General features: G+C 40.6%; 18 protein-coding genes. 13 read left to right on the top strand and 5 right to left on the bottom strand.

The window, feature by feature from the left end; translation table 11 throughout:
• Positions 1 to 67: 67 nt before the first annotated feature.
• The 6 genes from HJP15_RS06910 (at position 68) to folX (ending at position 7,050) form a co-directional block, all read left to right on the top strand.
• Positions 68 to 3,430 (top strand): response regulator, encoded by a 3,363-nt coding sequence (locus tag HJP15_RS06910; protein ID WP_170173325.1) that lies wholly within the window; start codon positions 68 to 70, stop codon positions 3,428 to 3,430.
• Positions 3,431 to 3,619: 189 nt separating this feature from the next.
• A complete protein-coding gene (locus HJP15_RS06905; protein WP_054205257.1) occupies positions 3,620 to 4,249 on the top strand; it encodes a YceH family protein in 630 nt (209 codons plus the stop codon).
• 60 nt (positions 4,250 to 4,309) lie between these two features.
• Complete coding sequence (gene nadE, locus HJP15_RS06900; protein WP_170173324.1) at positions 4,310 to 5,146, top strand: NAD(+) synthase; 837 nt, start codon at positions 4,310 to 4,312, stop codon at positions 5,144 to 5,146.
• Positions 5,147 to 5,386: 240 nt separating this feature from the next.
• Entirely contained in the window at positions 5,387 to 6,106 is a 720-nt protein-coding gene (folM, locus tag HJP15_RS06895) for a dihydromonapterin reductase (protein ID WP_054205259.1), read from the top strand.
• Between the two features lie 25 nt (positions 6,107 to 6,131).
• Entirely contained in the window at positions 6,132 to 6,686 is a 555-nt protein-coding gene (gene folE / locus HJP15_RS06890) for a GTP cyclohydrolase I FolE (protein WP_054205260.1), read from the top strand.
• A gap of 4 nt (positions 6,687 to 6,690) precedes the next feature.
• On the top strand, positions 6,691 to 7,050 hold the full coding sequence (gene folX, locus HJP15_RS06885; protein WP_054205261.1) for a dihydroneopterin triphosphate 2'-epimerase: 360 nt from the start codon (positions 6,691 to 6,693) through the stop codon (positions 7,048 to 7,050).
• On the opposite strand, the gene HJP15_RS06880 is transcribed toward folX, so the two are convergent.
• The gene (locus tag HJP15_RS06880; protein ID WP_054454442.1) at positions 7,047 to 7,481 is read right to left on the bottom strand and encodes a YqaA family protein; all 435 of its coding nucleotides are present in this window, start codon (positions 7,479 to 7,481) and stop codon (positions 7,047 to 7,049) included. The two genes, folX and HJP15_RS06880, sit on opposite strands and share 4 nt — an antisense overlap.
• 94 nt (positions 7,482 to 7,575) lie before the next feature.
• On the bottom strand, positions 7,576 to 7,947 hold the full coding sequence (locus HJP15_RS06875) for a DUF4870 domain-containing protein (RefSeq protein WP_054205263.1): 372 nt from the start codon (positions 7,945 to 7,947) through the stop codon (positions 7,576 to 7,578).
• 89 nt (positions 7,948 to 8,036) lie between these two features.
• Here HJP15_RS06875 and HJP15_RS06870 point away from each other — a divergent pair, with 89 nt between their 5' ends.
• The 5 genes from HJP15_RS06870 to HJP15_RS06850 all read left to right on the top strand — a co-directional run bounded on the left by HJP15_RS06870 (position 8,037) and on the right by HJP15_RS06850 (position 12,409).
• Positions 8,037 to 8,567: a TlpA family protein disulfide reductase gene (locus tag HJP15_RS06870; protein WP_054454444.1), complete on the top strand. Its 531-nt coding sequence runs from the start codon at positions 8,037 to 8,039 to the stop codon at positions 8,565 to 8,567.
• A gap of 100 nt (positions 8,568 to 8,667) precedes the next feature.
• Positions 8,668 to 9,369, top strand: a complete 702-nt coding sequence (locus tag HJP15_RS06865; RefSeq protein WP_054205265.1) for a spondin domain-containing protein — start codon at positions 8,668 to 8,670, stop codon at positions 9,367 to 9,369.
• A gap of 10 nt (positions 9,370 to 9,379) precedes the next feature.
• A complete protein-coding gene (locus tag HJP15_RS06860; RefSeq protein WP_054205266.1) occupies positions 9,380 to 10,084 on the top strand; it encodes a spondin domain-containing protein in 705 nt (234 codons plus the stop codon).
• Positions 10,085 to 10,155: 71 nt separating this feature from the next.
• Entirely contained in the window at positions 10,156 to 10,884 is a 729-nt protein-coding gene (locus HJP15_RS06855) for a response regulator transcription factor (protein WP_054205267.1), read from the top strand.
• Between the two features lie 43 nt (positions 10,885 to 10,927).
• Entirely contained in the window at positions 10,928 to 12,409 is a 1,482-nt protein-coding gene (locus HJP15_RS06850) for a sensor histidine kinase (RefSeq protein ID WP_170173323.1), read from the top strand.
• 24 nt (positions 12,410 to 12,433) lie between these two features.
• Here the strand turns inward: HJP15_RS06850 and HJP15_RS06845 are convergent, their stop codons facing one another.
• The 3 genes from HJP15_RS06845 to HJP15_RS06835 form a co-directional block, all read right to left on the bottom strand.
• A complete protein-coding gene (locus HJP15_RS06845; RefSeq protein WP_170173322.1) occupies positions 12,434 to 14,614 on the bottom strand; it encodes a S9 family peptidase in 2,181 nt (726 codons plus the stop codon).
• A gap of 216 nt (positions 14,615 to 14,830) precedes the next feature.
• Positions 14,831 to 18,625: a S8 family serine peptidase gene (locus tag HJP15_RS06840; RefSeq protein ID WP_170173321.1), complete on the bottom strand. Its 3,795-nt coding sequence runs from the start codon at positions 18,623 to 18,625 to the stop codon at positions 14,831 to 14,833.
• Between the two features lie 200 nt (positions 18,626 to 18,825).
• Positions 18,826 to 22,515 carry a S8 family serine peptidase gene (locus HJP15_RS06835; protein WP_170173320.1) on the bottom strand — a complete coding sequence of 1,230 codons (3,690 nt, stop codon included), beginning with the start codon at positions 22,513 to 22,515 and terminating at the stop codon, positions 18,826 to 18,828.
• 232 nt (positions 22,516 to 22,747) lie between these two features.
• Between HJP15_RS06835 and HJP15_RS06830 the strand changes: the two genes are divergently transcribed.
• Both HJP15_RS06830 and HJP15_RS06825 read left to right on the top strand, forming a co-directional pair.
• Positions 22,748 to 23,218 (top strand): DUF2721 domain-containing protein, encoded by a 471-nt coding sequence (locus HJP15_RS06830; RefSeq protein ID WP_054205272.1) that lies wholly within the window; start codon positions 22,748 to 22,750, stop codon positions 23,216 to 23,218.
• Between the two features lie 139 nt (positions 23,219 to 23,357).
• Positions 23,358 to 23,810, top strand: a complete 453-nt coding sequence (locus HJP15_RS06825) for a c-type cytochrome (protein WP_054205273.1) — start codon at positions 23,358 to 23,360, stop codon at positions 23,808 to 23,810.

The following is a 23,810-nucleotide window of genomic DNA, read 5'->3' as shown; positions in this document are numbered from 1 at the left end:
ACTATTTTTCTTTCCGTGATAAATTGACTATAGTTGAACAGTCTAACCATAAAAAGCTTAATCACTAATGCCGTTGTCACAAACACAAGATCACAAACAAATATATAAGTTTAAGCTGGCATTTTGGTTGTCACTTACTTTTATAGTGCTTACGAGCCTAGTGTTAGATCAAATAAGTTATAGCCGCGCTAAAGATGCGCATCGCTTGCTTATCCTATCCGAAATTAGCACCTATCGCACGCGCCTAGAATCAAAGCTTGTTTCTAATATACAATTAGTACGAGGCTTAGCTGTTGCTGTAGCGGCGGAGCCCAATTTAGATCCGCAGCGTTTTGCACAAATTGCTGCACCATTATTTGATACCTCATCAGAGCTGCGCAATATAGGTGGAGCGCCAGATATGGTGATCCGCATGACCTACCCGTTAAAAGGTAACGAAAAAGCCATTGGCTTAGATTTTCGTAAAAATAAATACCAACGCGCAGATGCCCTTCGCGCTCGCGACACTAATCAAATAGTGATGGCAGGGCCGCTGACTTTAGTACAAGGCGGTGAAGCACTAATCGCCCGAGTTCCTGTTTTTATCCCGCCAGAACAGCAGTTCTGGGGATTGCTTTCTGTTGTACTAGACATTGAAAAAATTTATAAAAATTCAGGTATTTATGAGCTTGAAAAAAATTATGACGTGGCCATACAAGGCCGCAATGGGTTAGGAACTAAAGGTGCTTTTTTTCGGGGTTCAGCAGAAATATTGGCCCGCGACCCGCTAGCATTTAATTTAAACTTTCAAGGGGGAGAATGGGAAATTTATGTCACCCCTAAAGCAGGCTGGGCTCCTCCAGGTTCAGCCATCTGGCCATTAAGGCTCGCCATATTAATCATTTGCGGATTGTTAATATGGGCATTTATGTTCTTCTTAAAAATGCTAAACCGTCAGCAACAAAGTGAAAAAATACTGATCACCATGAGTAATATTGCAAAAATCGGCGCATGGTCATTTAGCCTTGAAAATCAAAAAGTTTATTGGTCTGATATGACCAAAGAGATTTTTAAATACCCGTTGGATAAGCAACCAGATTGGCCCACAAACCTTAATTACTTTAAACAAGGTGAAAGTAGAGACACGATAAAAATACTCATTGAGCGCGCAATTAAGTTTGCCGAGAGTTATGAGGTTGAACTCCAGGTGATGAACTCTGAAAGTGAATCGATTTGGGTGTTAGTTCACGGTGAACCGGAGTTTCGTAACGGGCGCTGCGTGCGTATTTTTGGATCCTTGCAAGATATTAATACCCGTAAAATTGTTGAGCTAGAAAACAGTAAAATTGCACTTCATAATGAAGTTCTTGCATCTTTGACCGTTAATAATGCTGTTTTAACCGGCTATTTAAAACAATCTAAAGATATTATCACGCAGGCTATTTGCCAAGGGCTCACTGTTGAGCGCGCAAGTATATGGCTTTTTAATGAATCTAAAACCCAACTAATTCCTTTTGCTTATCATGGTAAAAATGTACATGAACATTCGATGCTGCAAGTATGGGAAAGCACTGAGCTCCATGATTTTTTCATTGCGGTAAACAAACAAGCAGTCGTCGATGCCTCAAATGCCAAAAGTCATAAGCTTACAGCCCCACTGAGTCAAAGTTATTTAACGCCTTTAGGCATTCAATCAATGCTCATAGCCAGCCTTTCCGGCGGAAGTGGGACTATTGGCATTGTGTGCGCCGAACAATGCCAACATCCTCGCGTGTGGTCACGAAACGAAGAAAGCTTTTTAATTGCAGTTGCCGCTTTAATTGGCAGCTTACACTCTAGTGAGCAACGCATTGAAACAGAGCAAAAATTAGTAACCGCTAAAGAGGCCGCTGAACAAGCCGTTGCTGCTAAAAGCGAGTTTTTAGCCAGTATGAGTCATGAAATACGCACACCAATGAATGGTGTATTAGGCATGCTTAATATTGTGCAACAAACTGTGCTTGATCAACAACAAGCGCATCATATTGAATTAGCACAATCGTCAGCACAATCGCTGCTGAATATAATTAATGACATTTTGGATTTTTCTAAAATTGAAGCAGGCAAATTAGATATAGAAGAAGTGGCTTTTAATTTACCTAAATTACTCGGTGAAGTAGTCGAATCTTTTGCCTTGAAGGTAGAGCAAAACAATACTAAATTAATTTTAGACGCCACTCGAATAAACGTTAATAAGATCGTTAGTGATCCAAATAGATTACGCCAAATTATTAATAATCTATTAGGCAACGCAGTAAAATTTACCACCGATGGTGAAATTATTGTGATTGCTGACTTAAAAGACACCACCGATGGGACTTTCCTACATTGTTCTATTATTGATACTGGAATTGGGATTAAACTAAATAAACAAGCCACTTTATTTGATTCATTTACTCAAGCTGACACCTCAACTACACGCCAATATGGTGGTACGGGCCTTGGTTTAGCTATTGTAAAGCAGCTATGCCAATTAATGGATGGAGAAATTAATGTTACCAGCGTGCATGGACAAGGAAGCACTTTCACATTCTCCATCAAAGTAAAACCATTGCTCAGTAAAGCCAGTGACTTGCCAAGCCATATCATTAAAAATAAACATATATTAATTATTGAAAACTGCCCATTAAATAGCACGATTGCAAAAAAACAGTTAACGACATGGGGAGCTGAAGCAGAAATCATTAATGATTATTCACAAGTGGTTGAAATAATAAATGAGGAGCATAAAAATCCAGACGCCATCTTGCTCGACTATTATTACTTTAAACAAGTAAATAATCATGATATCCAACGCTTAAAAGCATACATTAGCAAACATAAAATCAAGCTTATCTTAATGGCGCCTATGAGCTTATCTCAAGAAGATGCCAAACTAGAAATCAATGTAGATTGCATGATTTTCAAACCCCTGACTCCTTCAGATTTATTTGACTCTTTAGCAAATGAGAAGTTTATTGAGCAACAGCTTAGTAATAGCTCGCCAATCACTGATATTAAACTAACCAACCAAGGCACTGAAAATATTTCCACCTTATTGCTTGTTGAAGATAATAAAGTCAACCAAGTAGTCGCTTCTGCACTACTCAAACAAGCGGGTGTTAATTTCGATATTGCTGAAAATGGTTTGCAAGCTATTAACCAGTTAAAAGAGCGAGTCAAACAACCCTACCAATTGATATTAATGGATTGCCAGATGCCAGAAATGGATGGCTACCAAGCGACGCAAGCGATTCGTAATGGGGACGCCGGCGAGCTTTATAAAAACATAACGATCATTGCCTTAACAGCAAATGCAATGCAAGGCGATAGAGAAAAGTGCCTAACAGCAGGAATGGACGATTATTTAACTAAACCACTCGATGCAGGCGCACTTAACCCCAAACTACAGCAATGGCTTGGCAAACAATAAACGTGTAAGCTCAGAGTCAGTAATTTGAATTCAGGATAATAAAGCTATCTCCTGCGGCTATTTTAAACGCTAACTGCGTTGAACTCACTTGCAATAGGCCTGCTTAAAGGATAGTAAATAATTAAATCAATGTGTTAATAAATATCTTAACCCCAGTTTAGGTTAAGTAACAAAAAGAGAACATTTATTATGCTACTTAGCGCAATTCAACAACGAGTCATTGGTTGTTTGCTTGAAAAACAAAGTACAACACCCGAACATTATCCACTTTCACTTAATGGATTGACCAATGCCTGTAATCAAAAATCGAATCGCGACCCCGTACTCGCTCTAAGTGAAGCACAGGTGCAAGATGCACTTGATGAACTTACTACACAACGCTTGGTAACAACCGATGAGGGTATTTCTGGGCGAGTAAATAAATACGCTCACCGTTTTTGCAATACCGAATTTGGTAGCCTGCAACTGACTGAACAACAACGTGCAATTATTTGTTTACTGCTTTTACGAGGCCCACAAACACCGGGTGAACTACGAACGCGTAGTAACCGCTTAGCTGAGTTTACTAATGTAAATGAGGTTGAAGCTGCACTTAATGAGTTAATTGGCGCAGAGCATGTTGTTAAACACCCTCGCGAGCCGGGTAAGCGAGAAAGCCGCTACAGTCATTTGTTTGCCGATCAACAAAGTGCACTTGAAATTCAACCAAGTGCAGCTATTTCACCAGAACTAAAAGGTGATGACCTGAATGATTTACTTACTGAAATAAACGAGCTAAAAAGCGAACTGCAAAAAATAAAACTGCATTTGGGGCTTTAAATCCCCCCTTTGAATTACATTATAATAGTGACAACCAGCATATTTAATTAGGAGCCCTGCATGCGCGCCCAGATCATGGCAGAAATGAAAGTTCAGCCAAATATTAACGTAGCAACCGAAATTACTCGTCGTGTTAACTTCATTAAAAGTCGCTTAATAGCCGCCCACTCTCGCTCTCTAGTGTTGGGTATTAGCGGCGGTGTGGATTCCTCAACATGCGGGCGTTTATGTCAACTTGCTGTCGATGAATTGAACAACGAGCAACAAACAGACCGCTACCAATTTATTGCCGTACGCTTACCCTATGGCGTGCAAGCGGATGAAGATGAGGCACAACTTGCAGTTGAGTTCATTCAGCCAAGTAAACGCATGACTGTGAATATAAAACCTGCCGCTGATGGTATGCATGACCAAGCGCTTGAGGCTGTTGTTGGCTGTGGTGAAGCACTGCCTGAGCAAGCACAAATTGACTTTATAAAAGGCAATGTAAAAGCTCGCCAACGCATGGTTGCCCAATATGAAATTGCTGGACTGTGTCAAGGCTTGGTTGTGGGCACTGACCACAGCGCAGAAAACATTACCGGTTTTTACACTAAGTTTGGTGATGGTGCATGTGACTTAGCGCCTTTATTTGGCTTATCAAAACGTCAGGTTCGTGCGTTAGCGCATCAATTAGGAGCGCCTGACTTACTCGTAAATAAAGCACCTACAGCCGATTTAGAATGTGATCGACCAGGCCTTACTGATGAAGAAGCGTTAGGTTTAAGCTACGAACAAATTGATGATTTTTTAGAAGGCAAAAATGTAAGTGACGACGTAAACGAAAAGCTCATCACCATTTATCTGCGTACTCAACATAAACGTCAAGCGATCCCAACTGTTTACGACGAGCTTTAAGCAATCAATACTCAACCAGCATGGCTTCAAGGGCAATTAATAGCAGTGAAAACGAATTAATTGCCCTGTTTTTACTTTTGTACACACTCACTGCCAGTGATTAAAGTGTAATGGCTGATCCCCGTAATTATTTTTTACGTATATCAAATACATCTTTACGCTATAGGTGAAATATTACTGTAATTTAGTTTATAGTTAATGGCACTGAAATATAGCGTTAAACAGAGAACACTGAATTTTATGACATCGCCCATTTTGATAACAGGCGCAGGCCAACGCATTGGTTTGGCGTTAGCAGAGCATTTGCTCGCGACAGGACAAGACATCATCGTCACTTATCGTACTCGTCACTTGTCTATTGATGATTTAGAGCGTAAAGGCGCTACCTGCCTGTACGCTGACTTTAGCCAGGATGATGCTATTTACTCATTCATTAATGAATTGAAGCACCACACAACAAGTTTAAAGGCGATCATTCATAATGCATCAAGCTGGGACTGCGAAGCGAACAACCCTGACAGCGCTGCACTTTTTGATAACATGATGCGCATTCATGCAAAAACACCATACCTAATCAATTTGCAGTGTGCTGATCTACTATTGGCTTATCAAAATAAAAATAATACTCCCGCTGATATTATTCATCTAACCGATTATGTTGTCGAAACAGGCAGTCCAAAACACTTAGCTTATGCTGCCAGTAAAGCTGCTTTACATAATTTAACTAAATCATTTGCCGCTAAATATGCGCCACATATAAAAGTAAATGCCATTGCACCATCGCTGATAATTTTTAATGACGATGACGACGAACATTACCGTGCTAAAACCTTAAAAAAATCGCTAATGGGTATTGAGCCAGGCTGTGGTGAAATAATTAACAGTGTCGAATTATTACTAAATAGTCATTACATCACAGGGCGCTCCTTACCTGTTGATGGTGGCCGACACTTAAAATAAATAATTTAAAAGGATTGAGAGATTTATGCATAACGAATTAAAAAATAGTTACCAAGAAATTATTAGTGCTGTGGGCGAAGATCCACAACGTGAAGGCTTACTAGATACACCAAAACGCGCAGCAAAAGCGATGGAGTATTTAACAAAAGGGTATCGTCAAACATTAGATGAAATCACTAATAACGCCGTATTTACGTCAGATGCGGATGACATGGTGTTAATTCAAGATATTGAACTTTACTCTATGTGTGAGCATCATTTACTGCCATTTGTAGGGCGTTGTCATATTGCTTACATTCCTAACGGTAAGGTATTAGGTTTGTCTAAATTCGCGCGCATTGTAGATATGTACGCACGTCGTTTTCAAATTCAAGAACAACTTACCCACCAAATTGCCAAAGCCGTTGAAGAAGTAACAGGCGCCAAGGGTGTTGGTGTTATTGTTGAAGCAAAACACATGTGTATGATGATGCGCGGTGTTGAAAAGCAAAACTCAAGTATGCGAACATCTGTTATGCTGGGTAACTTTAGAGCCGATCCAAAAACCCGCAATGAGTTTTTACAGCTAATAAAGGGCTAATAGCATGGCGAATGCGATTATTAACGTCACCAATTTACGATTACGCACGTTTATTGGCTTTAACCCAGAAGAACGTGAAAAGAAGCAAGACGTAGTGATCAATCTTGAGATTCACTACCCTGCAGATGAAGCCTGTGAAACTGATGAAGTCGACCAAGCGCTAAATTATAAAGTGATCACAAAAGAAGTAATCACTATCGTCGAGCAAGGGCACTTTTTGTTATTAGAAAAGCTCGTTGCTGAGATATTAGCCGTATGTCATAGCCACAGCAGTGTGAATTACGCAAAAGTACGCGTTGATAAACCCCATGCTTTGCGTTTTGCAGACTCAGTATCTCTGACATTAGATTGGGTTAAAGCCTAAATTAGTGTGTCTAAACCTAGGGCAAAGGCCAGCACCACTAGATAGCGTGCGCCTTTGCCAAGACTTACAATCCACAAAAATGTCCACCAGCGTACTTTAAAAATCCCCCCGACAACGGTCAGTGGATCGCCAACAATGGGCAGCCATGCAAACAACAAGCTATACACACCATATTTTTCAAAGTGAGCTGTAGCCTTATCAATATTTTCCTGCGAAACAGGAAACCACTTACGCTCCTTAAAACGCATAACTTGCGTGCCTAACCAATAATTTACGCAACTCCCTAATACATTACCAAGCGTCGCGCACAACCATAATAACCAAAGCAAATACTCTCCTTTGGCAACCATTGCCGTTAGTATCACTTCCGATGAACCGGGCAGTAAAGTTGCCGAAAAAAACGCAGTAAAAAATAGGGTTATATAAGCCATGCCAACCTTTAAATTAAGCAAATAAAAACCCAGCAATTTGCTGGGTTTTATAATACGACTAATAGTAACTTAAAATAACGAGTGAGCTATGTAATTACTTAATCAAATTTAAGCTCAGCGGATAATTAAACTCTTTTCCATCATTGGTTTTAATTGCGCCAACAACCACCATAATGAACGAAAAAATAGCCACTAGAGGCAATAAGATAACGCCAATTACAGCGAACATTAAAATAAAACATACAATATAAGCAATTAGCATCGTAATTTGAAAGTTTAATGATTTACGACCATGCTCAGCAACAAGTGGCATTTCATCTTTTTTTATTAACCACACTATCAATGGGCCAATAATGCTACCCATAGGCACAATAAACCCCGTTAACGCACTCAAGTGACATAACATCGCCCACATACGCTCATCTTTAGTCGTTACAACTGGTTCAACCTGTTGATTATCTTCCATTATCATCTCCTTGTTTATTTATCCTTTATCCTGAGTGTTTTCTGGCATAATGTCTAGATTATAATCAACATAAATAAAAGGAACTTAAAATGAAACCCCTATTAAGCCATATAGCTGCATTATGTTTAACCTCTTTTGCCTTAACGGCCTGTAGTAATAATGCTCATACACCAGAGCAAATGCCAGCTGCCACTGCAACCACTAACGACAAAGGTTATCAAACTTACATCCACGCAGGTGAACATTTTAAGCAAAACACCTTTACTGATATTGATAATCAAGAAGTGAAACTAGGTGATAATAAAAAGCTGGTTATTTTATTTGCCACATGGTGCTCTGACTCACAGCGGGTTATTAAGCAAATTCAAGCATCGCCACTGATCAATGATACTCAACTACAAATCATTGCCATAGGCCGAGAGGAAACAACACAGTCTCTTACCCAATTTGCACAAGATTATAACCTTGAATTTTCACTCATTGCCGACCCTGAGCGTGCCATTTACAGTCAATATGCAAATAAAGGGATCCCACGCTTAATTTTACTTGATGAGCATAACAAAGTAATAAAAACACTCATTGGTGAAGATCCTAATACCCTCCAACAGGTTGTTTGGTAAGGTTTAACTATACTGTGATAAAAAAGTGATAAGTTTGTGAGGCTTTCATGATGTCGGTATTTGATACTCGTACTCGAATCATCAATTACAGGAACTAAAAATGAAAGCTTCTACCCTATCTCTCGCTGCAATTGCAGTACTAGCAAGTCAATCAGTTATGGCTGCAGAACTTGAATTAAAACTTACTAACCTTACTCAAGGCATTCACTTCACGCCGATTTTAATTACTGCACACAATAACGAAGAGCACTTATTTGAAGTTGCAATGCCTGCATCAACGGCACTGCAAACAATGGCTGAAGGCGGAAATCTTGATCCATTAGTTGCACAGGCAACTGCCGCTGGCAGTGATATGGCAGCTAATCCAGCTGCAGGGTTATTAGCCCCGACCACATCAACAATGACTACACTTATGACAACTGACGGTAATGATTACCTGTCGGTTACTGCAATGTTACTGCCTACCAATGATGGTTTTGTTGGTCTTGATAGCTGGAAAATCCCAACAGAAGCAGGTACCTACACTGTTTATTTAAATGGTTATGATGCTGGTACTGAAGCAAACGATGAACTTGTCGTAGCGGGTTCTGGCGCGCCGGGCACACCAGGTATCCCAGCAGCTCCAGGTGGTAATGCAGGAACTGGCGGGGCAGGTTTAACCAGTACCGAAAGCAACACGAATGTACATATCCACGCAGGTAATTTAGGTGATGACGATCTAAGTGCTGGTGCCAGTGATTTAAGCAATACAGTGCATAGATGGTTGAACCCTGTTGCGAAACTCACCGTCACGGTTAAGTAGGAGCGCTGTTATGTTACGTTTTAATAAAAGCTTAATTATTATTGCCCTTGGAGCGAGTTTAGCTGCATGTGGCGATTCAAATAACAATGAAGTCGTTACACCGCCGACTCCTGAACCTGTTAGTTATCAATTTAGCGTAGAAGTAAGTAACTTAACCGCTGGGCAACCGTTCTCACCTGTTGCACTCATCGCACACAATGAAGGTAACTTATGGCAAATAGGTGAAAGTTCATCAGCAGCGTTAGAGTTAATGGCTGAAGGGGGTGATAATTCAGAGTTACTAAATTTTGCCTCTGCAATTGCTACCAGCTCGGGTGATGCACCGGTAGGCCCTGGCGCGCAAACGACCTTAACAGTCACAACCAGCAGCCTAGAAGAATTAAAATTATCACTTGCGACAATGATGGTGAATACAAATGATGGTTTTACCGGTCTTAACTCTATTGATGTGTCCGCATTAACTGTAGACGAAGCATTAACTCACTTCACATTCGCGTATGACGCAGGAACTGAAGCAAACTCAGAAGCAGAAGGTTCAATTCCAGGTCCTGCAGATGGGGGAGAAGGGTTTAATGAAGCACGCGACGATATAGACCTTGTTTCTATGCATCCAGGTGTTGTAAGCCAACAAGACGGGCTGTCTGGCTCCACCTTAAACAGCGAACACAAGTTTGATAATCCGCTAGCTAAAATCGTTATTACACGGACACAGTAATCATTAAACTGCCTAGCAGTTTAGGGGGAAGTTAGAGCTCATGGATGGGCTTTTTCCATTAGGATGACTGTATGCGCCATGAAAAAATATTAATCGTTGAAGACGATCGAGCTATCGGCCAATTAATTATTACCCAGCTTGAACCACTTAACTTACACATTGAACATGTAGAAAGCGCAGAGTTAGCGCTAAAAAAAATAGCAAAACAACCTTACGGTTTAATTTTACTCGATATTAATTTGCCACAAATGGATGGCTTAAGTTTGTGTCGTAAAATTAAAGAGCACTATCCCACCACGTCGGTTATTTTACTCACCGCGCTAAGCTCAGATATGGATCGAGTCATTGGCCTTGAAATGGGTGCTGATGATTATATCTGCAAGCCTTTTTTTGCACGTGAGTTACAAGCGCGTATAAAAACTCAATTACGCCACCGCGCCCAAATACTTGCTGCAAATCCTAGTGTTGAGGAAGCTATCGCGACTGAAAAAAATATTCAGCTAGGATCGTTGAATATTGAGTTTTCTAGCCACCAAGTATACCTCGCTGAGCGGGCTTTAAATCTCACAGCCACAGAATTTGATTTGCTCGCCTACTTTGCTCGCCACCCAAACCATGTTTTTAGTCGCCAACAATTACTCGATAAAGTATGGGGTTATCAACATAGTGGTTATGAGCATACCGTAAATTCTCATATTAACCGATTACGCGCTAAGCTTGAACTACACCATCAAGCACCTTTTATCGAAACAGTTTGGGGAGTCGGCTATAAATTAAATCCGACTCAACTGAGTAACTGATTAACGAAATAACACAGCTCAAAAAGCAACGGGTGAAAATCACATGAATTTATCTCTGTATCAAAAACTAGCATGGTCTTTAGTCGTTATTTTTTGTTTTATTTGCGCACTTGTTTACGGTTGGAGTAAGCAACTTGAACAAACTTCTCAGCATCATGGCGAGCAAAATTTACATCTACAACTTGCGGAACATTTAGTACAAGATAACCCGCTGATAAAAAAGGGGATTTATGACTATAAAGCGCTTGAAAACCTATTCCATACTTTAATGTTATTAGGCCCTGCTTTTGAATTTTATTTTGTTGATCCACAAGGAAAAATCCTCACTTACTCAGCCGAACCAGGAAAAGTAAAGCGTAGCCATATAAACCTCACACCATTAAAGCGATTAATTACCGATCCAACAATTACGCCTTTATATGGCGATGACCCGCGAGATAATAATAAACAAAAAATATTTTCTGTTGCACCTGTTTATAATCAAGACTCATTGCAGGGTTATTTATATGTGATTATTGGTGGAGAAGCCTATGACACCACTCTTAACAATATCAAAGCCAATGATAGTCTGTGGCTGGCTGTACTTTGGTTAGCGGCAGCTTTGTTATTTTTGTTTGTTGCAATGCTGGTTTTATTCCGCTTTTTTACCGCTCCAATTAAGAAGTTAGCAGCCGAAGTAAGTCTTATTGAAGCCGCTAATTACAGCTTAACCGATAGCAAACTATCTGCCTATTCAAATAAAAATAATGAAGTAGATAATCTTGGTAGAGGCATTCAAGCTATGCTCACGCGCATTGATGAGCAATTCAAAGCCCTAGAACAAAGCGACAAGCAACGCCGCGAATTACTCACTCATTTATCACATGATCTGCGTACGCCGCTGGCATCATTGCAAGGGTTTTTAGAGGTGCTAAACCAGCCTCATCGCCAATTAAGCACGCAAGAGCGTCAGCACTACCTTGACGTTTCTAGTGATAACTGTCAGCAGCTAAAACAATTAATAGAGCAAATATTTGAGTTAGCAAACCTAGAAAATGGCCAAGTGAAAATTCACCCAGAAACCCTTAATTTAGGTGAGCTAATTTACGATTGTGTTGCTAAGTTTTGTTTAACAGCCGATCACAAAGAAATTAATTTAAGTGTTGAGCCCGCGATTTGCGATTTTACCGTCGTTGCCGACATCGCCAAACTGGAGCGGGTTTTAAGTAACTTAATTGATAATGCGATTCGCCATACCCCTAGGGGTGGAAAAATCATTGTACATGTGCAGGATGTAGGATCTGAGCAGCTTTATGTGGATGTTAGTGATACGGGCGTTGGAATTAATCAAGATGAATTAACGGCAATATTTGAACCTCATTATCAAGCCAGTAATTCAAATAAAGCGGGCCGTCAACAAGGTGGCTTAGGCTTAGCTATTTGCAAAGGCTTATTGCAACTAATGAACAGCGAGATTAACGTTCAAAGTGAGTTGGGCAAAGGTACTCAGTTTCGATTTAATCTACCGCAAAAAATCAAGGCGTAACCTCTGTCACGCCTTGATTAATCGTTACTTTTTAATACCTGCTAGATCTAACATAAAGGCATAATTAAGCGCCGTATCTTCAAGGCTTTTAAAACGCCCTGATGCACCGCCATGACCTGCTTCCATATCGATTTTAAACAGGAGTTTGTTATCATCTGTCTTAAAGTCACGTAGTTTCGCGACCCACTTTGCAGGTTCAAAATACTGCACCTGCGAGTCATGTAAACCAGTAGTAACCAACATATTTGGATACGCTTGCTTACTTACTTGGTCATACGGAGAATACGACAGCATATAATCATAATATACTTTGTCGTTTGGATTGCCCCACTCGCCGTATTCATTGGTTGTTAATGGCAAGCTTGCATCAAGCATCGTCGTAACTACATCAACAAATGGTACAGCCGCTACCATCCCTTGATAAAGCTCTGGCGCTTGATTTGCCACAGCCCCCATTAATAATCCACCCGCACTGCCGCCCATAGCAAAAATTTGCTCTTCATTGCCATACTGCTGAGTAACTAAGCCTTTGGTAACATCAACAAAGTCATTAAAGGTATTCTTTTTATTTAGTAGCTTGCCGTCTTCATACCAAGGGCGACCAAGCATTTGAGAACCACGAATATGCGCAATTGCAAATACAAAACCACGATCAAGCAAGCTCAAGCGACCACTTGAAAAACTTGGGTCCATTGTTGCGCCATATGATCCATAAGCATATTGCAATAATGGGTTAGTACCGTCTTTTTTGAATTTATCTTTACGATAAACCAAACTTACGGGTACTTTTACGCCATCACGTGCGGTAATAAATAGTCGCTCTGATGCGTAGTTATCTGCGTCAAAATCCCCCATAACTTGTTGTTGTTTTAACAGTGTTTTAGCGGTGCTATTTAAGTCAATATCATACGTTGAACCAGGGGTTGTCATACTGGCGTAATATACACGCAAACTTTGGCTATCTAATTCATTATTGCCGTAAGCATGAATCATATAACTGCTATCGTTAAAGCTCAGTTGTTGCTCATCGCCAGATGTTAAATTACGTATCGTTAAACGAGACTGACCCATTTCACGCTCTTTATACACCAGGTGATCGGCAAACAAGTCGATACCTTCAAGTTTAATGTCATCACGTGCCGGGATCAGCGTTCGCCAATTCGCTTTATCATGTGCTTTGTCTTTGTGCACAGTCATAAGCTGAAAATTCACCGCGTTAAGATTAGTGACGATATAATAAGTATCGCCATGTTTGGCAATGTCATACTCAAGGTTTTCTTCGCGTGCGATTAAGCGTGTTGGTTTTGATTTGGCATCGTTAGCATCAATCGCAGAGACGCCTGAGGCACTCGTACTGCCATGCCAAATATAAATTTCTTGCTTGTCTTTACTTTTACCAAGGCCAGTGTAATAGCTGGTATTTGTCTCTTCGTACACTAATTCATCTTGTGCTTGTGGCGTACCTAAGGTATGGCGGTAGACCTGATAGCCAAGCAACGTTTGTAAGTCTTTTTTAATGTAATAGAAGGTCTTATTGTCGTTAGCCCAGACAATATCGCCATCGGTCCCTTCGAGCTTATCTTCTAGTAATTTACCCGTGTTTAAATCTTTCACTAAAATAGTGTAAATACGACGACTTACCGTGTCCTCACCGTACGCTAACAAATTACCATTTGGGCTTACAGACAAACCTGTAGCCGAATAATAATCGTGATCTTTGGCAAGCTCATTTACATCTAATATAACTTTTTGATCAGTACCTTTAGCATCGCTACTGCGAACATAAGTTGGGTACTCGTTTTCACCACGCGTTTGCGATGAATAATAAAAGTCACCACTTTTAGTAGGCACTGAATCATCGTCTTTTTGAATACGCCCTTTTAACTCTTCAAACAGCGTAGCCTGCAACGTTTTAGTGTGTGCTAGCATTGCGTCTGTATACGTATTTTCAGCATTCAGATGTGCAATAACAGCCGGATCTTTTCGCTCATCATCACGCATCCAATAATAATTATCGGTACGAGTATCACCATGAATTTCCATTGCAAATGGTATTTTATTAGCCACTGGCGCCGTTACACCTGCCATATTAATTTCCTGAGATACGCTAGCTTCACTAGCATTTTTTTGCTCTGGTGCTTTATTGCACCCCGCTAGTACAGCCAAAGATAATGCTGCCAGCGTAAAAGATTGAACAACTTTCATGATAAATAAATTCCCTTAAGTTATATAAACCAATTAGGCAGGCTCTTTAAGCTTCACTGCTATTGAATTGGTCTTATTATTTTTATTCCTTAAGCAATATATCTGATTACAGAGAACTTACTATATTGCTTTGTAACAGAATGTAAAAAGGGAGCCTAAGCTCCCTTTTATTTTTTAATTCTCAATTACTCATTAGTAATTGTTAATTATAACTTCTTATTTTTGTTTACGACGACGCATAAATGCGAATGGTGCCGCTAATAAAGTTAACCAAGCTAAAGAACCTGAACTTTTCTTCTTAGGTTCTGGAACAACAACATCTTCAGCTGGGTCCTGAGTTACAGCAACTACAACTTCAACTGCTTCAGATGTATGACCTGCTGTATCTACCGCAGAAACCATGAACTTGATTTCTGTAATTGTTTCATAATCGATAGCGCCACTAACTGTAATTTCACCGGCCTCTGAAACGCTTACTAGATCACTACCTGTAACGATGTAACTTGCTATCGGTGTTGCATCAGCATCTGGATCAGTAACAGCAAGTGTGCCAATTACAGTCCCTGTTGTTACATTTTCTTGTACCGAGAAGCTTTGCTCTATTGTAACAACTGGCGTTACTTCAGCGCCTTCATCTGCAAGGTTAGTAATATTAATAGTAAGTGCTACCGGTTCTGATACGTTACCTTGAATATCAATAGCAACTACAACTAACTCTGCCGTTTGTAAACCTTTCTCAAAGTCAACAACGTCGCTATTAGTAACTATTACCTCACCATTATTATTAACATCGAAACCTTGATGAGTTTTAGACTGAACATAAAACTCAGAAATAGCTACATCTTTATTAGAAGCAGAAACTACAATAGTTCCAACAACATGGCCATTTTCAGAGTTTTCAGCTACATCGAATGTTGCACTTTCTAACATAGGAGCTTCAATACTTGGTAATGTTAAGTCTTCTGCAGTTACAAGTTTCACAACATCTTGAAGTGATGTAGAAGTGAATGCAAATGGCGCTGTTGCATTGACAATTGCTTTCTCACCTGGTGCAAGTGAACGTACTGGTGTATCTGTACCATCAATTGCAGTTAAGCTCACTGGCGCAGAAGTACTGAATGTGGTTGAGCCTACAATATTATCAGTTTCAAAATACACGCCACCATTATAAGCAGCATAACCTACAGATGCTTTTATGTTTAACGTATCACCTAAATTATCTTGATTTAAACCAATTAAATTACTACATGCTGAAAAAGTAATTGTATCTTCACCAGCTGAATGATAAAGAGGTGTTAAATATCGTAACGTTTCAACGCCAGTCTCATCAATTGTACCAATCACAGTGCGTGTGCGACCTGGAGAAGCAGTACGACGTCCGCGATCATTGTAGTTTTGCACTAAGAAGTCATAAGCGCCATCGTTGTTAGTATCAATATCTAAACGGTAGCCAGCTTGGAACACATGTGTCAGCTCATCACGCAATTGAATTGATGCTGTAAACAATACACCTGAATCACAGCTTTCAACCGCTAGTGCATTAAATGTTGAAGAAATAACATTGAATGGAGCTTCTTCCGCTGATTTTTCAACACCTTCTGCTACGATATTTTCAGTTAATGTTGAAACAGTTGTTGCACCTGTATTTTCAACAATTAGCTGCATTGAATTACCTACAACTTCTGAAGCAAGACTTAGTTCAGTTGCCGCTTTCGGTAGTGCATGATAAACAACGTGTAAAGCATGATCAGAGTTTGTATCATCTACATCATCAAAAACTAATGCGCCGTCAAACTCAGCAAGTGTTAATGCTGGGCTACGTGCTGCTATATCTTCAGCACTAAACGGGTTCTCAAGTTTCCATTCATGTAATTTGCTAGGATCAACTGTTAACGTTACATCAAATTCAACCGTTTGACCGGCAGGAATCATAACACTCGCTGGAATATTCCAGCTAATTGCGCCAGTCTCATCATCGTTACTGTAACGAGCTTCAGTACGAAGGTTATATGTCTTCTCATCAGTTGAGAAATTTTTAACCGTCACTGTTTTGGTGAATGAAGTGATCTCTTTAATGTTTTCTAAACCAAACGATAATGCCGCTTGCTTAGTGCTAAATTCAGTATTATTCACCCATGCAGCTACTGGTAAGTTTACTGCTTTTTCAACATCAACAAGACCCGCACCGATCATACTAATTGGTGCTAATTCACTATCAGGTGTCGTGCTTAGTGGCTCATTTGTCACATTTAAGTTTGCAGAGTTCATTAGCGTGGCTTTAATCTCAAGCGCATTACGCTCTGGGTGCGCTTCACGTACTAATGCAACGGCACCAGCCGTGATTGGTCCTGAGAATGACGTACCTGAAGCAGGTGCTAACTTATCTTGTGTTCCTGTTGCTGCAACCATGATACTAGTACCAGGCGCAGTAATTTCAGGCTTTAATAAACCAGCCATAGAAGGACCACGTGAAGAGAAAGTAGCTACTGCACCAGCTTGTGTTACTTTTTTACCAGTAAAGCTGTAAACTGGTTGCTCACCTGCTGCTAATTTTTCTTTTAACAACACTCCCACTTCTTGTGTTACAGAAACAGTACGAATTGTTACAGCTTCAGCACCTGGACTTGCGCCCATTCCTGGAGCTGCACCCGCCGTATTGTTGGCTAAAACAACAAACGCAGCACCTTTATTCTGTGCATTCAATGCTTTTACTGAGAAACCACAAGCACCACGGTCAATAACCACCGCTTTGCCTGTAAAGTCAACATCATCAGCAAATGCATCACAACCATTTTGGTTTGCATCAGGGTAAACTAATTCAGCGTCATCACTACCAAATGTAAATTCACCTTGCGCACCGAAGCTTGCAGAACCTAATTCAACTTCAGCACCATCAACAGTCCCACTTAATACGTCTGATTCTAATGTTGGGTGCGTCATCGCGCCTACAGATAAAGCATTAGGCGTTGTACTTGGTCCACCAACACGGAAAGGGTTATCGCTATCATTACCCGCTGAAATAACAACATTAACACCTAAATCTACTGCTTTTTGGATAAGAAGCTGTGCGCCACCGTCAATATAAGTGCCACCAAACTCACCACCAAGTGACATATTTATTACATCAACACGGTCAGAAATATCGCCATCACCGTTTGGATCCATTGCTGATTCTAAAGCCGCCGCTTGAGCTGCACCAGAACACCCACCACCACATACTGAATAAACATAAAGTTCAACTTCTGGGGCTATACCTGTTACAGAGTGAGAAACCGAAGTACCGTGACTTGTAGGTGCATTTGCCTCCGTTGGTTCAGCCGGATCATTTTCAATTGGATCGGCATCATCACGCACGTAATCGTAACCACCTTGCACTTGACCTTGTGGCCATGCAACTGATGTAGGATCTGCTTGTGCAGCGTCATAAGCTTCGACAGTACCAGCACCACCAAAGATTTTGTGAGTGTAATCAATACCAGTATCTAATACTGCAACTGTTTGACCTTTACCCGTAACTACACCAGTGCTAACTAAAGGAGAGGCATTTAAATAATCAGCCGATGCAGCTACGTGTAATTCATAGTCATACATAGGTAGTACTTTTGCTACGCGTCGGTCTAATGCAATTCTTTCTAGGGCTTCAGGGCTTGCTTGTACAATTAATGTTGGTGCAAGTACTTTTGTTTGACCGATAATTTTGGCACCGAAGTCTAGGCTGCTTAATTCAAGTGTTACTTCAGATTGCACTTGCTCAATTTGCGCTATTGTTGCACGGCTATCACCTGCCTGATAAGTGCCTTGTGTCATTAAATCTGCAGCTGTTGTAGCGTGTAATACAATCATATGAGCTGAAGGTGATTGCTCTTGTGTTTCACTAGCGGTGAAAGATGTTGCAGTGTAGTTATTTAATGCCGATACACTATTTGCTGTTTGTGCATTTACAACACTTGCCATTAATGCTGATGATACAGCAAGTGATAACGCTGTTTTTGTAATTAACTTGTTAGACATAAATTCCCCAGACGAGATTATTGTTATTAAGTGTTCCTTAAAAGGAACTGACAGTTCCGAATACTACACCATCAATAAACAAAAAAACAACATCTAAACAATAAATGTAACAGTCGTTACTTATGATTACAGGTTAAAACAAAAACACCGCCAATTGGCGGTGCTTTAATTCAGGTAAATATTACCTAATAAAAACCAGATTATTTTTGCTTACGACGACGCATAAATGCAAATGGCGCAGCAAATAACGTCAACCAAGCAAGTGAACCACCTGAACTTTTCTTCTCTGGTGTTGGTACAACAACATCTTCGGCTGGGTCTTGTGTCACTGCAATAATGACCTCCACAGCTTCAGATGTATGACCCATAGAATCGACCGCAGCTACCATTACTTTAATCTCAGTTATTGCTTCATAGTCAATACTGCCTGCGACTTTCAGTTCACCTGTAGCTGAAATACTTACAAGCTCACTGCCCGTCACAGTATAACTAGCAATTGGTGTCGCATCCGCATCAGGGTCTGTTGCTGTGACTGAACCAATTACAGTATCCACTGCTGCATTTTCTTGCACAGAGAAACTTTGTTCTGCATCAACAACAGGTGTTACTTCAGCGCCTTCATCTGCAATATTATTTATAGTGACAGTAACCATCGCCGACTCAGAAATATTTCCAGCGGTATCAGTCGCAACGACTTCCAGTTCAACCATCATCAGACCTGCTTCGTAGTTAAGCATATCTTGATTCATCACAGTAACTTCACCCATTTTTGAAACAGATATAGCCGTAGAAGTAGAGCTTAAAACAATGAACTCCGACACTGGATTAGCTAAGTCAGCGCCATATGTTACTTCAAGCATACCGATAACAGTGCCATTTACCGTATTTTCATCAACCGAGAACGCTGCATCAGTAACCATTGGTGCTGTACCACTGTCTGCGCGAGGTGTCGCAACTAAAGGTGCTGAACCTGAACTAGACAGAACCATAAAGTCTTGTCCTGCATTCATCAATGTTCCTGACTCGCCGGGTTGCAACTCAGTGATTTGATTTTCATTACTATCAACCACAGCTGCTAACACGTCGTTAGATGCGTCTCTAAAGGTATAAGTGCCCATTACGGTATCACCAGAACCCGTCGCGATAGGTGTCCATGTCGCTTCTTCTGTTCTAAAGCGAACATTGGCTGTTACTGTATCGATGCTTTCAGCAGTTAAACCAAATGCACCTAAACAACTTTGCATTGTGAAATGGTTATTACCGATAACTTGATAGATATTATTTAGATTACCACGGCTTGAACCATAACCATGTGTAAAGGTAAGTGCGCTTCCTGGTTCTACATCGTCAGAAAACCATTCGTTTTTACCATTTTGAACCGTGATGTCATAAGTGCCATCTTGATCTAAGTCAAAATCAGCCATGAACCCACCCACGTATGTGTGAGTAATACCTTCATTGAAGATCATTGTTGTTAGTGTTACAAAACCGTCTGCACATATATCAGTAGAAACTGCGAATGTTTCAATTGATCCACCGACAATATCAAAGCGCTGATCTTCATCAACCTCACCTGTTGCTACAACTGGCGCAAATACTGGTTTAAGCACTGTCGCACCGGTATTTGTCAATTTATGCATTGGACCTTTCTCAGTCATTTCAGGTGTTACCGTTACCTGTGCATTTGCTTTTGGTAATACGTGATACACAAGGTGGAACGCTTTCATATCCCCTTCAGAGAAAACAAGCGCACCGTCTAATTCAAGGTTCGTTAAATCTGCTGTGACAGCCTCAGAACCAACATTAGATGCATCCAATGTCCACTCTGGCAAGGTTGAAGGATCAATTTTTGCCATTACGTCAAATGACATTGTTTGACCTGCAGGCACAGTGATTGTTGCAGGGTATTGCATTGTTAACGAGTTACGCTCTACATCATTTGCATAACGCTGTTCTAATGAAAGTGTATAAACTTTATCAACGTTTGAGAAGTTCTTCACTTGAACCGTTTTAGTCAGCTCTACCATTTCAGCGGCATTAACTAAACCAAACGAAAGCGCAGCTTGTTTAGTGTCTTTAGCCCAGGCTGCAACTGGTAATTCAGCTGCTTTTTTAACATCAACCAAGCCAGCACCGATATAACTAATTGGCGCAAGTTCGGCATCTGGATTAATTGCGCGAGGCTCCATTGTTACATCAAGATTAGCAGCATTCATTAATGTCGCTTTAAGCTCAAATGCATTGCGTTCTGGGTGTGCTTCTTTAAGAAGGCTCATCGCACCAGCGGTTATAGGGCCAGAGAATGAAGTACCAGTAGCACCTGTCAAGCCATCACCTAAACCTGGGTGAGCAGTCATGATATTTACACCTGGAGCGGTAATTTCAGGTTTTAGTAATCCACCCATTGAAGGACCACGTGATGTAAAGTCAGCAATTGCCCCAGCTAGTACAAGGCGCTCTACAGCAAGGGTAAATTCTTTCCCTTCTTTAAGTGCCATACCCGTTTCTAAGTTAACACCAACTGATGGAATCGTTACGGCAGCATCAGAGCCCCCCATAGGTGCCGGTGTACCATCATCTGAATTATTGGCGATAATCACAAATGCAGCGCCTTTAGCTTGTGCTGCCAATACTTTTGTTGTAAATGCACAGCCACCGCGGTCAATAATCACGCCTTTACCTGTAAAATCAATACCCTCAGCAAAGTCGACACACGCAGTTTGATTTTCAGCTGGGTAAACCAGCTCAATATCACCCGTGGCAAAACTAAATGCTGTTTGAGGACCGAAACTAGCTGGTTGCACAGTGACATCTTTACCATCAACCATGCCATTACCGATACCTTGGTCGCCCGTTGGGTGAGTCATTGCACCTACAGACAGTGCATTTTCAGATGTACTAGGTCCGCCAACAATAAATGGATATGCGCCGTCATTACCCGCTGAAATAACAACGTTAGTACCTAGTTTAACCGCTTTATTAATAAATAGACCTACCGCGTCATTTGCAAAGTCACCATAATCACCACCCAGTGACATGTTAATAACATCAACACGGTCGGAAATGTCACCATCTTTATTCGGATCCATTGCATTTTCAAGAGCAAGTAACTGGGCTAAACCAGGACAACCACTGTTACATACTGAATATACGTAAAGATCAACATTTGGGGCAATACCATTTACTGAATTAGAAACGTGTGTACCGTGGTTAGTGTTAACATCGATTGGATCGGCATCATCATTTATATAGTCATAGCCGCCTTTGATTTGCGCTTGCGGCCAATCAACACTTGCTGGATCTGCCACTGCAGCATCATATGCTTCTTTAGTGCCCGCCCCACCAAAGGCTGCGTGGGTATAATCAACACCAGTATCAAGCACAGCAACTTTAATGCCTTGGCCTGATGCAACACCACTTTCAACTAATGGTGTCGCCATTATGTAATCAGCGCTATCTGCAACACTTAGTTCATAATCATATACAGGGTAAATAGCCTCTACTTGTTGATTATTCAATAAACGTGCTACGTCTTCTTGATTACCGTTAACGACGATTGAACTCACTAGAGTAGACGTTTTTGCAATGACTTGTAGCTGCAAATCCATAGAAGAAATAGCTTGCTCAACACTTGTTTGCGCTACTAAAGCTTGCGTACGAACAGCTGAAACGTCAGTACTTACTACTTGAGCTGTTGCAGGGGCATGCAGTTTAATCAACCAGCTAGATGCTTCGCCGCGAACCTGTTCTTTTTTTACGCCAGCTGTAGATTGGACATTTTTTTGAGACGTCAGATTATATTTTTCAAAATTATTAGCATGAGCTGATGCGCAAAAAGCACTTGCGACAGCAAGAGCAACCGCCGTTCGCTTAATTGAATTAGAATTCATAGTATTCCCCTGGATATATAATGGTTATGATTGTTTTTATTCGAGACTTTAAGTCATGTACAATATAAAACCATAATGTCGTAAATAACAACTATTTTATTACTTACCGTTTACACTTTGTTTCTACAAACAAAACAATAAATCTCAAAACGCTGATTATAATGAAATTTTAAATATTCACCCTTGTAAATGAATGTAAACACAAACGCAACAATACCCAAAAGAGAAACTGATGAACAATGAAGTTATCAATATATTAACAATGGCTAAGGTAATACAGACAGCTGTAGCGCCGGTATTTTTGATCACAGGTATTGCCGCAACGTTGGGCGTATTATCAAATCGTTTAGCACGAATAACTGACCGAGCCCGCCAGCTTGAACGTAAATTGAAGGTCAGTACTGATGAGGAATTTAATACCTCGCTAACCACAGAGCTCAGAGCACTACTAAAACGATCTCGCTTTATCCATATCGCATTTAGTTTAAGTGTATTAAGTGCTGTACTTGTGTGTGCCGTGGTTATGCTGCTGTTTTTATCGCATATTCAGGCAGTTAATTTAGGAGTCACTATCGGTAGTTGTTTTGTCGGCGCCATGGCGTTACTGATTTGTGCGTTTATGTCACTCCTTGGTGAAGTATTCTTAGCCACGCGCAGTATGCGCAGAGGAATGATATTTGCCGACATAGATATCAATGACTAAAAATATGAATCAAAAACGATAACTTAAGTTTAATGGTTAAAGCTCAGTTAAGTTTAACCGCAATAAACTTGAATAATATGACCTACTGATATACAACAACGGTTGTTAACGCTATGAATACAATTAAGGGGCGAAAGGAATGAAATTAAAACAGCTATTTTTAGGCACAGTATTATCAACATTAGCGCTGGGCGCATCAGCTGAATCTGTATTTGAAGAGCCAAGTGATGCGATTGAATATCGCCAAGCTGCATTTTCAATGATCCGTGTACAAATTGGTGATATGGGCGACATGCTAAAAGGCAAAGTAGAGTTTGATGCACAACGCTTTCAAAAGCGTGCAAATAATGCAGCAGCATTGTCTAAAATGCCATGGGAAGCATTTGGCGCTGGCACTGATAAAGGCGATACATCTGCCCTTCCAGCAATTTGGAGTGATAACGAAACCTTTATGAAAAAAGCAACTGCATTTCAGCAATATGCTGATGAGCTAGCCGTTGCTGCACAATCTGGTGATAAAAAGCTAATTGCCAAAGCGTTTGGTCCTTGGGCTAAAGGATGTAAAGATTGCCACACATCATTTAAAGATTAA

This window comes from Pseudoalteromonas sp. NEC-BIFX-2020_002 (assembly GCF_013002825.1).
GTDB classification, from domain to species: domain Bacteria; phylum Pseudomonadota; class Gammaproteobacteria; order Enterobacterales; family Alteromonadaceae; genus Pseudoalteromonas; species Pseudoalteromonas neustonica.
This window is presented reverse-complemented; position numbering and strand designations above follow the sequence as displayed.